At 38.5% G+C, this 13691-nt stretch carries 10 protein-coding genes and 1 tRNA gene; 7 read left to right on the top strand and 4 right to left on the bottom strand.

The annotated features are described in order from the left end of the window. Nucleotides 1-351: 351 nt before the first annotated feature. Nucleotides 352-1542, bottom strand: a complete 1191-nt coding sequence (prpF, locus tag FTU13_RS15335; protein ID WP_180035516.1) for a 2-methylaconitate cis-trans isomerase PrpF — start codon at nucleotides 1540-1542, stop codon at nucleotides 352-354. Between the two features lie 330 nt (nucleotides 1543-1872). On the opposite strand from prpF, the gene FTU13_RS15330 reads away from it, so the two are divergent. The 5 genes from FTU13_RS15330 (at nucleotide 1873) to FTU13_RS15310 (ending at nucleotide 8432) form a co-directional block, all read left to right on the top strand. Further along, nucleotides 1873-3261 (top strand): amino acid permease, encoded by a 1389-nt coding sequence (locus FTU13_RS15330; protein WP_111885597.1) that lies wholly within the window; start codon nucleotides 1873-1875, stop codon nucleotides 3259-3261. Nucleotides 3262-3334: 73 nt separating this feature from the next. Beyond that, nucleotides 3335-3407: transfer RNA gene (locus FTU13_RS15325), tRNA-Arg, on the top strand. A 557-nt stretch (nucleotides 3408-3964) separates the two neighbouring features. Further along, nucleotides 3965-5218, top strand: coding sequence for an OmpP1/FadL family transporter (locus FTU13_RS15320; protein ID WP_180035515.1), 1254 nt, complete (start codon nucleotides 3965-3967; stop codon nucleotides 5216-5218). Between the two features lie 304 nt (nucleotides 5219-5522). Beyond that, a complete protein-coding gene (locus FTU13_RS15315) occupies nucleotides 5523-6695 on the top strand; it encodes an OmpP1/FadL family transporter (protein WP_180126676.1) in 1173 nt (390 codons plus the stop codon). Nucleotides 6696-7055: 360 nt separating this feature from the next. Then, on the top strand, nucleotides 7056-8432 hold the full coding sequence (locus FTU13_RS15310) for an OmpP1/FadL family transporter (protein ID WP_180024054.1): 1377 nt from the start codon (nucleotides 7056-7058) through the stop codon (nucleotides 8430-8432). 73 nt (nucleotides 8433-8505) lie between these two features. Here the strand turns inward: FTU13_RS15310 and thrH are convergent, their stop codons facing one another. Further along, nucleotides 8506-9123, bottom strand: coding sequence for a bifunctional phosphoserine phosphatase/homoserine phosphotransferase ThrH (gene thrH, locus FTU13_RS15305; protein WP_180126678.1), 618 nt, complete (start codon nucleotides 9121-9123; stop codon nucleotides 8506-8508). 199 nt (nucleotides 9124-9322) lie between these two features. On the opposite strand from thrH, the gene FTU13_RS15300 reads away from it, so the two are divergent. Together FTU13_RS15300 and FTU13_RS15295 are read left to right on the top strand one after the other, a co-directional pair. Then, entirely contained in the window at nucleotides 9323-10057 is a 735-nt protein-coding gene (locus FTU13_RS15300; RefSeq protein WP_180108050.1) for a phosphoadenylyl-sulfate reductase, read from the top strand. 166 nt (nucleotides 10058-10223) lie between these two features. Then, nucleotides 10224-11603: a wax ester/triacylglycerol synthase family O-acyltransferase gene (locus tag FTU13_RS15295; protein WP_180035511.1), complete on the top strand. Its 1380-nt coding sequence runs from the start codon at nucleotides 10224-10226 to the stop codon at nucleotides 11601-11603. A gap of 311 nt (nucleotides 11604-11914) precedes the next feature. Here FTU13_RS15295 and FTU13_RS15290 read toward each other — a convergent pair whose 3' ends face one another. After that, nucleotides 11915-12088, bottom strand: a complete 174-nt coding sequence (locus FTU13_RS15290; RefSeq protein ID WP_168379036.1) for a PA1571 family protein — start codon at nucleotides 12086-12088, stop codon at nucleotides 11915-11917. A 142-nt stretch (nucleotides 12089-12230) separates the two neighbouring features. Then, nucleotides 12231-13685: a ribonuclease G gene (gene rng / locus FTU13_RS15285; RefSeq protein ID WP_180035510.1), complete on the bottom strand. Its 1455-nt coding sequence runs from the start codon at nucleotides 13683-13685 to the stop codon at nucleotides 12231-12233. Nucleotides 13686-13691: the final 6 nt, after the last annotated feature.

Raw genomic sequence — 13691 nt, 5'->3', positions numbered from 1 at the left:
TTGTTCCATTTTAGAGATTTGTTTAAGATAAGATATAACTCATTGAGATGTGTCATAGTATTCGTCGTTAGAAAACAATTATTGTGACATTATTTCAATGAGTTATCTATTTTTGTCGTGTACAGAGAAGTCTTTTTTAAGCATGGTTTCGCTACTTTTTTCAGGGTAAAGCTACGCAAAATGCTAACAAAATTAATCTGACATAAATCACAGAAACTTTCTAATATTAAATGCAGTTCATATTATATAAAAATATATACCAATTCATGATTTGCTTATTCATATAAAAGATAAAGGCAAAAAAAAAGCCCCTGCAAAGCAGAGGCTGATTTCAAATGAGATGTTAAATACTTAATCTAAACTATCCGCAGGAATACGCACCCAGCCTTCCATTAAGACACGCGCACTTCGGCTCATCACGGCTTTTTTAACGACCCACTGACCATTTTCATAAATTGCTTGCGCACCTACACGTAGCGTCCCAGATGGATGTCCAAAACGCACAGCTTCTCGCTCCCCACCACCCGCGGCTAAGTTCACAAGCGTCCCCGGTATCGCCGCAGCTGTACCAATGGCAACTGCCGCTGTGCCCATCATGGCATGATGCAGTTTCCCCATTGATAAGGCACGAACCAATAAGTCCGTATCTTGTTCTGAAATATGTTTAGAACTCGAAGATGTATAGGCTTTCGGCTTTGAAACAAATGCAATCTTTGGGGTATGTTGACGCTGTTCTGCTTCAGCAATATCTGAAATCAAACCCATTTGCTGCGCACCATAAGCACGGATTTTTTCAAAACGGGCCAATGCCTTGGCATCACCATTGATCGCATCTTGCAGTTCAGTGCCGACATAACCAATATCTTCTGCATTTAAGAAAATGGTTGGAATGCCTGCATTAATAAATGTTGCAGGGAAACTGCCTTCATCGGGTACGGTTAAGGTATCGACCAAATTCCCTGTAGGGAACATAGCGCCGCCATCTTCACCATCATCTGCGGGGTCTAAAAATTCAATTTGAACTTCGGCTGCTGGGAAGGTTACACCATCTAGTTCAAAATCACCTGTTTCTTGTACTGCACCATCAGTAATAGGTACATGCGCAATAATGGTTTTTTGAATATTGGCTTGCCAAATACGAACCGTACACAAACCATTTTCAGGAATACGTGATGCCTCAACCAGACCATTTGAAATGGCAAATGCACCAACCGCTGCCGTTAAGTTTCCGCAGTTACCGCTCCAGTCTACAAATGCTTTATCAATCGACACTTGTCCAAATAGGTAGTCGACATCATGCTCAGGCTGTGAACTTTTTGCCAAAATAACGGTTTTACTGGTACTTGATGTTGCTCCACCCATCCCATCAATTTGTTTACCATAAGGATCTGGACTGCCAATCACACGTAATAAAAGTTGGTCGCGAACTTTTCCAGCTTGTTGTGCTGCAAGCGGCAAATCATCTAGCTTGAAAAATACACCTTTACTAGTACCACCACGCATATAAGTCGCGGGAATCTTAATTTGGGGAGCAAAACTCATTTTTATTGAATCCTTAATCTTTATCATTGTGTTTTGGCAGAGCGTTCTTTTCTGCGCTTTTGCATCATACAATGTTTAATTGAAGTTTTAACAATCACATGACTTAAGTATAAAAAAACAACATTCGATACCTTTTCCATATAAAGCCAAGTATAAGAATTTCAATTAAAATAAAATTAATCTATTGATTCATAAATTTTTAATTCAGCATTTAAAACGAAAAATAGGTTATTAAATATATAAATATTTTTCATAAATTTTGAGCTACTAGGCTATTCATTCTCTATACATTACAATTACCAAAATTAAACCATTCTCGGGAAGAGTAACTTGACTACCAATTCCTCCGAACTCAAGCGTGGCTTAAAGAATCGTCATATTCAATTGATTGCCATGGGTGGTGCAATTGGTACAGGCTTATTCTTGGGCTCAGCGCATGTGATTCAATCTGCTGGACCATCCATTATTCTCGGCTACGCCATTGGCGGTCTGATCGCCTTTCTAATTATGCGTCAGTTGGGTGAAATGATCGTCCATGAACCTGTAGCGGGTTCATTTAGCCATTTTGCATATAAATATTGGGGGAAATTTCCAGGTTTCTTAACAGGTTGGAACTACTGGATTCTCTATATTTTAGTGGCAATGACAGAACTCACCGCTGTTGCGAAATACATCAACTACTGGTGGCCTCATATTCCAGCGTGGGCATCTGTACTGTTCTTCTTCGTGATCATTACTTTAGTAAACTTAGGTAATGTGAAGTTTTATGGTGAATCTGAGTTTTGGCTGTCGATTATTAAAGTCACTGCGGTTATTTCGATGATCGTATTTGGTTTGTATTTGCTACTGACTGCAGATGCCAATTCAACAGCATCATTTACCAACTTATGGAGTCAGGGCGGCTTCTTCCCAAATGGTTTTGAAGGTTTATTCTTCATGCTGGCTTTCTTGATGTTCGCCTTCGGCGGTATTGAACTGATTGGTATGGCGGCAGCGGAAGCTGAAAATCCAAAAGAAACTATTCCTAAAGCGATTAACCAAGTTGTATTTCGTATTTTGATTTTCTACGTGGGTTCTTTGACTATTCTATTGTCACTTGTGCCTTGGAATCAGCTTGAACTTGGTGGTCTAGACAAAAGTCCATTTGTGATGATCTTTAGCCAATTAGGAATTGATTGGGCTGCACATTTACTGAACTTCATTATCCTAACTGCAGCACTGTCTGTTTATAACAGCGGTATGTATGCCAATAGCCGTATGCTTTACAGCTTGGCAAAACAAGGTAATGCCCCAAAAGTTTTCGCAAAAACCAACAAAAGTGGCGTACCAATTCCAGCAGTATTACTTTCTGCAGTACTGATTTTCGGCTGTGTACTCTTAAACTACTTCGTACCCGAAGATGCACTTGGTCACTTAATGTATGTGGTTGTTGGTGCCCTTGTCCTGAACTGGGCGATGATTACCATGACTCACTTACAGTTCCGTCGTGCAAAACGTATTTTGAATTTTAAAACCTCATATCCTGCACTTTGGGCACCAGTCAGCAACTACATCGTTCTGATCTTTATTGCTTTAGTTCTATTTATTATGTGGACTCAGGGCTTTATGGAATCAGTTCTAATGATCCCTGTTTGGATTACAGTCATGTTATTAATGTTTAACTATCTTAATCCTAAAGATTTGAGCGACATTGACCCCAATGAAGTTCATAAAGACTAAGTAATTTAAAAAGTTATTGTTTCGACAATAACTTTTTTTTTAGCTAAAATAGGAGTACATTAGCCTCCGTCTTGCGCTCTTAGCTTAACTGGATAGAGCAGTTGCCTCCTAAGCGACCGACGTGGGTTCGAGTCCCGCAGAGCGCACAATTTTTTGGACACCTCACCTCTCTGATTTTTTTCAACTCACATTTATCAATAAAACTAAATTCAGAATTCTTAAATCCAATTTTTACATTTCAAATTCAAAATTCATCTCTGATTTCTTTAACTTAATCTTTGTTTTTACTGATTTTACTCTTGAGAGTTTGTTTTTAAGAAGAATTGAATAGCACTTTTAAATTCCCTAACCATCTATTTGTCAATGCAAAAAAATGACACATGGTGTGGTCTATAAGGCCAAAAAATCAATTTATGACTGCCCATATCAAAATATTTTCAATTATTTTTAGGTTTAGAAAATAATGCAGTAACTAAAAATATTAAATAATAATCAAAATGTTATATGTATTAATTAGTACATTTACTCTAAATAGTTCGTTTTTCAATCATATTTTTTAATCTAGAGCATTTACTCTTATTTTAATTGTGCTATTTTTGTCACATGGAGTAACAATTAAGCCCAAGAGTATTAAAAAGTTTTCCATAACGAATATTTGCAGTAACCATAAAAATCAAATTCGTATCTCAAGGAATGACGAAGAATGAAATTAAAAACTTTAACTACAGCCATGATTCTTGCTTCAGTTCCAATGACAGGGGCTTTTGCAGCTGCACTAGATCGTTCAGGACAATCTATGTCTGCATTTTTACAACCAGGGAACTATTTTGAAGCAGGTATTTCGGTTTTAGATCCAACAGTAGAAGGTAAAGCTAAAGCTGCATATGGTGGTGGGAATCTATCCGATATGGCGGGTGATTATTATTTCCCAACAGCAGCAATTAAAGTTCAACCTACAAAAAACTTCTCATTCGGTTTGCTTTATGACCAACCTTTTGGAGCTGACGCAGCATATTCAGCAAATGACCCATTAGTAGCTGCTGGAACGGGCTTATTTCATTTAAATGGTGAAAATACTGAAGTTGAAGTAACTACTCAAAACCTTTCTTTCGTTGTTGGCTATCAGCCTGTTGAAAGTATCAATATTTATGGTGGTGCAGTTTATCAAACTGTGAAAGGTGATGTGCAACTTCGTGGTGCAGCTTATGGTTCAGCAAATGGTTTGGGTAAATATAATGCAACAATGAAGGAAGATTCAGCTGTAGGTTGGTTAGCTGGTTTTGCTTATCAAATTCCTGAAATTGCTTTAAAAGCATCGGTTACATACCGTTCTGAAATTGAACATGAAGCATCAACTCGTGAATTTGGCCAAAGTAACATAATGGCGTTAGTTACAAGCAATCCAGCAAACGCCATTTTCGATGAAAATACAACAACAAACATTACTACACCTCAATCCGTAAACCTTGATTTCCAAACAGGTATCATGGCGGATACAGTTGCATTTGCAAATGTGCGTTGGGTAAATTGGAAAGATTTTAGCATCCGCCCAGAAAAATTTGATCAAATTGGCCGCACTTTAGGCGCAGTAGGTCAAACACCAGATAACCCGAATGGTTTTGATTTAGTGTCTTATACTGATGATCAAATTTCAGCAACTGTAGGTGTTGGTCGTAAGTTAAGTGAAAAATGGGCTGGTAATGTCTCTGTAGGTTACGACACAGGTGCAGGCAACCCAGTTTCTACCCTTGGCCCAACTGAAGGTTATTGGAACGTCGGTTTAGGTTTACAATTTAGCCCTGCACCGAACTACTTCATTGCTGGTGGTGTGAAATACTTAATGCTAGGTGATGCTGATGCACAACCTGCGTCAATGTTTGGCACTAACAACTCAATTGCATCATTTGAAGATAACGATGCATGGGCATACGGTTTAAAAATCGGTTACCGCTTCTAATTCTCGGTATTAGTAGATTGGAAATATATCCAATCTACTATTGTAAAAATAATTTAATTCAAATGTTCATAGATTGAGCATTTGAATTTCTTAAGTTCAAAGATAAACATTAAGTTAAATACTCTATTTTTTTATTTATAAATCATAAACATAAATAACACCTTCTAGAATAATTACTCTAGCATTGCTTATTTTTTAACTTATACAGTTCATTTTTAGAGTAGCAACTCTTATTTACTGTTTTTCTATTTATGTTACTTTCCACACATTGAAATAACATCAAAAGTTACAAACAGGGAAAAGTATGCGCTTAAATCACCTTAGCTACGCAATTTTACTTACCGCTTTACCAACAGCATCATTATTTGCAGCGGGTCTAGATCGTTCAGGTCAGTCTATTTCAGCATTCTTACAACCTGGTAACTACGCAGAAGCTGGCATTTCTATTTTAGACCCAAAAGTAGAAGGTCAAGATTTACTGAAAAATAAAGTTGATGACATGGGTGAAGACTACTACTTCCCTTCAGCAGCAATTAAAGTACAAGCGACTGATAAAATTTCTTTAGGTTTGATCTATGATCAACCGTATGGTGCAGATGCAGCATACGACAGCAATTCACTTTTCTTCAGTTCAAACGGCACGGGTACAAGTGTTGAAGTTGATACACAAAACCTAACAGCGTTAATTGGTTACCAACCAACAGAGAACTGGAACTTCTATGCAGGTCCAGTATGGCAAACTGTTGAAGCAGATATCAAACTCCGTGGTTTAGCTTACCAAGGCCTTTCTGGTTATAACATCAAGATTGCTGAAGAAGAAGCATATGGTTGGTTAGCAGGTTTCGCCTACTCTATTCCAGAAATTGCTTTAAAAGCTTCTGTAACGTATCGTTCAGAAATCAAGCACAAAGCAACTGGTGAAGAAACTTATACGCTTTCATCTCCTATGACTGTTGCTCCTGGTGTTACTCTACCTACAGGTACTACGATCGGTTTAGCTGACGCTCGTGTTGATGCAATTACACCGCAATCTGTAAACGTAGATTTACAAACTGGTATTGCTGCAAACACTTTAGCTTTTGCTAACCTTCGTTGGGTTCATTGGGATCAATTTGCAGTAACACCACAAGCATTATTCCAACGTTCAGGCGGCAACAATTTAATTGATTATTCTGACGATCAGTACTCAATCACTACAGGTATTTCTCGTAAGTTCAATGATAAATGGGCGGGTACTGCAGCTGTGGGTTATGACTCTGGTGCAGGTAACCCTGTAACAACACTTGGCCCAACTGAAGGCTACTGGAGTGTTGGTTTAGGCGGTCAATACAGCCCTGCTGAGAACTATTTCATTCAAGCTGGTGTGAAATACTTCTGGTTAGGAGATGCGAAAGCGCAAACTGGCGGTACAGTTGTTGGCGAATTCAAAGACAATACTGCGCTTGGTTATGGCATGAAAATTGGCTATCGCTTCTAAGAATTAAAAAACTAAAAGCTCCTATATGGGGCTTTTTTTATTTTTGCATGTGACCCATTTCACACAATACATTTAGAATTTTATACAAGTTGCTTATTTTTCAAACAATTGATTTTATATCAATAATTTAATGGATATTTATTTTATATATTTAATAACAATAGTTTATCTAAAAATTATTAAAGTATTTATTCTAATTATTTAAAATCAACAGCTTTTTTTTACCCCAAGTTCAAATTTAGAGTCTTTACTCTTTTTTTTATTATGCTATTTTTTGGTGCAAGATATGATTAAAAAAATTACATATCTTTAAATTTTATTAACGCATTGACGCGTTTTTTATACTAGGAAAGTAGAAAAATGAACTTAAAAGCATTAACAAGTGCCATTTTATTTGCCAGCGTACCAATGACAGGGGCTTTTGCAGCAGCAATGGATCGCTCTGGGCAGTCAATTTCTGCATTTTTACAACCGGGTAATTATTTTGAAGCAGGGATTTCAGTTTTAGATGCCGATGTTTCTGGCAAATTAAAAGATAATTATACAGTTACAGGTGGTGGTGCAAATACAGCAAAATCAATTCAAGGTACTGAACTTGGTGATATGGCAGAGAGCTATCATTTCTACAATGCTGCATTAAAAGTACAAATGACAGATAATGTTTCATTTGGATTAATTTACGACCAGCCTTTTGGTGCTAAAGCAAAATATTCAACGAATGATAAACGTCAAACCGATAGTGTTTCACTCAAAACCAATGAAGTTGGCGCATTTACTGTCGGAGATGAAGCAACATCCGTTGATGTAAATACACAAAATTTATCATTTATTTTTGGATATCAACCAAATGAAAATTGGAATATTTATGCAGGTCCAGTTTATCAGACAGTTAAAGGTGATGTGACTTTACGTGGTTCTGCTTATGGTCCATTTGGAGGAGTTAACTGTCCGATTAGCGCTTGCAGTTTGAATTCCACAATTCAAGGTACTAAAGATAAATTTAATGGTTATGAAGCTCGTATAGCAGAAGATTCTTCTGTTGGTTGGCTTGCTGGCTTTGCTTTTCAAATACCGGAAATTGCACTTAAAGCATCAGTTACTTACCGCTCGGAGATTGAGCATAGTGTAACTCCTGATGAAGTTATGCCAGCTAACTCCCTGATGGGCGGCTTAGGTGGTATTAAACCTATGGTAGATGGTTATGAATTTAAAGAGGGTAAAACTGATGTAACCACACCACAGTCTGTAAATTTAGATTTTCAAACGGGGATTATGGCCAATACAGTAGCATTTGCTCAATTGCGTTGGGTAGATTGGTCGGAATTTAAAATACGCCCAAATAAATTTGGTCAATTAGCATCTGCTCTAACAAACAAAGTAATTGGTGACCCACGTGGCTTTGATTTAGTTGCCTACGAGAAGGATCAAATTTCGGCGAATGTGGGTGTCGGACGTAAGTTTAATGAACAATGGGCTGGCACAGTCATGGTTGGTTGGGACTCTGGGGCTGGTAACCCTGTATCGACTCTTGGCCCAACAGAGGGTTATTGGAGCCTCGGTTTAGGTGGACAATTTAGTCCAACACCACAAACATTTGTACAAGCCGGTGTTAAGTACTTCTGGCTAGGTGATGCAAAATCACAAGTTGCAAGTCATTTCGGTACAGATGAATATGCTGCAAACTTTGAAGATAACGATGCAATTGGTTATAGCTTGAAAATTGGTTACCGTTTCTAAGTTGCTTTAAAAACTTTGGATTAAACAAGAAAGGGCGCTATAAGCGCCCTTTTCTATAATTTGCTATTCAGAATTAAGCTGGAATATCACGCACTGAAGCATTACGAATGGCTTCTTTTAGTGCTGCATAGCCATGAATTGGTGGGAACTGTGGAAACTCCGCAATCACATTGTCAGGCGCATCAAATAAGAAACCCGCATCTGCTTCACCGAGCATCGTCGTATCGTTATAAGAATCACCTGCTGCAATCACTCGGAAGTTTAATCCATGTAATGCTTGAACGGCTTTACGTTTTTGATCAGGTTGACGAAGCGTATAAGCGCTAATCATGCCATTTTCATCAGTTTCTAACTTGTGACAGAAAATCGTTGGCCAACCAAGTTGTTGCATTAATGGATGTGCAAACTCATAGAAGGTATCTGAAAGAATAATCAATTGAAAATGAGTACGTACCCACTCCACAAACTCTTTTGCACCTTCAAATGGCCCCATATCTGCGATTACGTCTTGAATATCGTTTAAACCCAAACCGTGTTGTTTTAGGATATTTAAACGCTGAGTCATCAACACATCGTAATCTGGAATGTCACGAGTCGTTGCTTCAAGTTCTTTAATGCCTGTTTTTTTCGCAAAATTAATCCAAATTTCAGGTACTAAAACCCCTTCTAGATCTAAACAAACGACTTCCATGCACTCTACCCTCTGTTAAGTGAAAAAAATTTTCAATATCATAGCGGAAGAATAAAAAAATGCATTGTTCTTTTTTAAATCTATTTTTTTCATAAGTATCTATTTTTTAGTGATAAGTGTGTTTTAGCATTTCCATTAAAATAGTTCTGAAATAAATTAATATAGGTTTTAACGTTCCAAGCCTATAGCCAGGACATTCATGACTACCATCCCTACTATTGACCTTGTCGATGCACTCGCATCCGAATATGCAGATAAATCACCTTCTGAGATTATGAAACTTGCGCTAAGCCAGCAAGGTGAAGTTGCGATTTCCTTTTCTGGTGCAGAAGATGTTGTACTGATAGATCTTGCATCGAACTTAGGGATTCCATTTCGTGTATTTAGTTTAGATACCGGTCGCTTACACCCTGAAACTTACCAATTTTTAGATACTGTCCGTAAACATTATAAAATTGATATCGAAATCTGTTTCCCAGAAAGTGATGCCGTACAAAAACTGGTGACAGAAAAGGGCTTTTTTAGCTTTTATCAAGATGAACATAAAGAATGCTGTGGTATCCGCAAAGTACAACCTTTGCGTAAAAAACTAGCCACTTTAGATGGGTGGATCACTGGTCAACGTAAGGACCAAAGCCCAGGCACACGTAATGAAATTCCAGTAGTACAAGCTGACCCAGGTTTTTCAGGTGCGGGCAAACAATTAATTAAATACAATCCTTTGGCAAACTGGTCTAGTGCTGATGTATGGAACTATATCCGTCTAATGGAAATTCCATATAATCCACTACACGAACGTGGCTTTATTTCGATAGGCTGTGAACCATGTACTCGACCTGTTTTACCGAATCAACACGAACGTGAAGGTCGCTGGTGGTGGGAAGATGCAACCCATAAAGAATGCGGCTTACACGCAGGCAACATGAAAAAGTAAAGATCACAAAACCACTGCACAGCAGTGGTTTTTTCAACGCATCGATACACATAATTCCGTATCATTTCAACGTAAAAACGCTATACTGCAAATGACAATTTAATAATTCTAACAATGCTACTCATACATGAGCAGCTGTAGAAATTGCAGTGAGGCAATCAACGCTATGCGTCCATTACATCCTATTGATTTCATATTCTTAAATTTAGAGAAACGGCAACAACCGATGCACGTAGGTGGTCTATTTTTATTTCAGATCCCTGACAATGCACCAGATACTTTTATTCAAGATTTAGTCGCAGATATTCGTAATTCAAAATCCATTCCTATTCCTCCTTTTAACAATAAACTCAACGGCTTCTTTTGGGATGAAGACGAAGAGTTTGATTTAGATCATCACTTCCGCCATATCGCACTGCCGCATCCCGGTCGTATCCGTGAACTTCTGACTTATATTTCACAGGAACACAGTGCGCTGATTGACCGCGCAAAACCACTTTGGACTTGCCATATTATTGAAGGCATTGAAGGCAATCGTTTTGCCATGTACTTCAAAATCCACCACGCGATGGTCGATGGCATTGCAGGTATGCGTTTAGTTGAAAAATCACTTTCGCATGACCCAGATGCTAAAAGTATTGTACCGCCATGGTGTGTGGAAGGCCCTCGTGCAAAACGCCTCAAACAGCCTAAAGTCAGTCGTATGAAAAGTTTGTTATCAACCATTAAGGGACAACTTGACTCAACTCCACGAGTTTTGTATGAACTATCACAAACTGTAATGAAAGATATGGGGCGTAACCCAGATTATGTATCTAGCTTCCAAGCGCCGAGTTCAATATTAAACCAACGGGTTAGTTCTTCACGTCGTTTCGCTGCACAATCTTTTGAATTTTCACGTTTGTCACATATTGCCAAGTCACTTGGTGTAACAATTAACGATATAGTGCTCGCAATTTGTTCAGGCGCATTACGTGAGTATTTAATTACACAGAATGCTTTACCTAAAAAACCATTGATTGCCATGGTGCCTGCATCTGTTCGTACCGATGATTCAGATATGTCAAACCGTATTACCATGATTTTGGCAAACCTAGGAACCCATAAAGAAGATCCGCTAGAACGGTTGAAGATTGTGCGTCGTAGTGTGCTCAATGCCAAAGAACGCTTTAAGCGGATGAACTCGAATCAAATTTTAAACTATAGTGCCTTTGTCTACAGTGCAGCAGGTTTAAATATTGCATCAGGGTTTATGCCAAAACGTCAGGCCTTTAACTTGGTGATTTCAAATGTTCCCGGCCCACAAGAGCCGTTATATTGGAATGGTGCACGCTTAGAAGCGCTCTACCCTGCTTCCATAGTGTTAGATGGTCAAGCGCTTAATATCACTATGACTAGCTATTTAGATAAGCTTGAAGTGGGTCTAACTGCATGTCGTAATGCACTGCCAAAAATGCAAAATTTACTGACGCATTTGGAAGAAGAAATTCAACGATTTGAAGCTATTGTGAATCAAGATTCCCCAAAGTTACAGGCGGTTAGCTAACCGCCTGCATCATATTTTTGTATCAGTTTTACAGAAAATTGAACCATCCAAAAAGATAAAAACCCGTCTACATTGCAAAATCTAGACGGGTTTTTAGTATTTGAACTTTGATTGATTTTTTGGAGCAATTTATGTGTATAAGCTAAAATTTAGGTGAACAAATCCGTTGTTATTGTTTAATTATGACTTGTAGATACACACTGATAATTAAATTTATTTTCCATTCTTTATAAAATTTTAGCGCATTAAATATTTTAGAATTGCGCGTTAGCGCTTTAACCCTCTGGATTACATTATTTATATTTCAATATTTAAGCTTTAATTGCTCGGCACTGTTTAAGTAACTGATGACAAGCAGAACGAATCATAGACGCTGTAATTTGAACCTCATTACCACGCTCATCCACGATATAACCTGAATGGATCGCTTTTGCTTCAACGACAGTTTTAAGACCACTTTTCATTACTGTTTTACTAACACCCATAATACACCTCTTTTTGCTAAGCCATTTTCAAGTCCAATGCAGGAAAATAGCTTTGGCTATTTGATGTGTCTAGTATTCAAAATAACAGTTCAAAAGTAAAATCTCAGTTGTAACAAGTGTTTAACGATATTCTGTTACAATTTCAACTCAGAATGATATCGTATTGCTCTTGCGTATATAAATTTTCCACTTGGAACTTGATCACACGACTAATAAAGTGCTCTAAATCAGCCACTGCAGGTGCTTCAGCAGTTAACAATCGGTCAATCACCGACGGATGTGCCACCACAGTGAAACCACTTTGTGATTCATAAGCACGTGCATATCTCAAGATTTCACGGAAAATTTCATAGCAAACTGTTTCAGCCGTTTTCACATAACCACGCCCCTGACAGGTCGGACAAGAATCACAAAGCAGATGCTCCAGAGATTCACGGGTGCGTTTACGCGTCATTTCCACCAAACCCAGCTCAGACACTTGAGTGATCTTGGTTTTGGCATGATCGCGCTCGAGCATTTTCTCAAACTGGCTCATCACTTCTTCTCGATGATGTGCTTCTTGCATATCAATGAAGTCAATAATGATAATCCCGCCCAAGTTACGTAGTCGAAGCTGACGTGCAATGACCTGTGTGGCTTCCATATTGGTTTTAAACACAGTGTCTTCAAGTGAACGACCACCGACGTAGGAGCCAGTATTGACATCAATCGTTGTCATCGCTTCAGTTTGATCGATCATCAGATAGCCGCCAGACTTAAGTGCTACACGTGTCTGTAAGGCTTTCTGAATATCTTCTTCGACATTGTACAAGTCAAAAATTGGACGCTCACCCGGATAATGCAGTAAGCGATTTTGCATACTCGGTACAAATTCTTGGACAAATTCTTGCAATTTGCCATGCACTTCGCGTGAGTCGACCTGAATTTTAGACGTCTCTTCATTAGCCAAATCACGGATGACGCGTTGTGGTAAAGGTAGCTCTTCAAAAATCAAAGATGGCACAACAATACTGCGTTGTTTACGTTGTATGTATTCCCACAGTTTTGCTAAATAGGCCATGTCCTGCGCAATTTCACATTCAGGAATACCTTCAGCAGCAGTACGAACGATGACTGAACCCGGTAAATTGTGTTCCTTTTGAATGTGTTCAATCATGCTACGCAAGCGATCACGTTCTTCTTCAGACTCAATGCGCTGTGAAACACCGGTATGACTACCATATGGCATTAAAACGAGGTAACGGGAAGGAATAGAAAGATCAGTCGATAGTCGTGCACCTTTGGTACCCAACATATCTTTCATGACTTGTACGGTGAGTACTTGCCCCGGTTGTAACAGCTCAAAAACGTTCGGGGTCGGTTGATTGCGCTGCCAGACCATATCATTGATATGTAAAAAAGCCGTTCTCGACAATCCAATATCAATAAAAGCAGCCTGCATACCCGGAAGCACACGAACAACTTTCCCTTTATAAATATTGCCCACTAACCCACGCTTCACGGTGCGTTCAACAAATAATTCATTGACCGTACCGTTTTGAATCAACGCCACCCGACATTCCATCGGTGTGACGTTAATCAACAACTCGTCAGACATATCAAA

The sequence above is a fragment of the Acinetobacter sp. YH12064 genome (assembly GCF_013419735.1).
In the GTDB taxonomy this organism is placed as follows: Bacteria; Pseudomonadota; Gammaproteobacteria; order Pseudomonadales; family Moraxellaceae; genus Acinetobacter; species Acinetobacter amyesii.
This window is presented reverse-complemented; position numbering and strand designations above follow the sequence as displayed.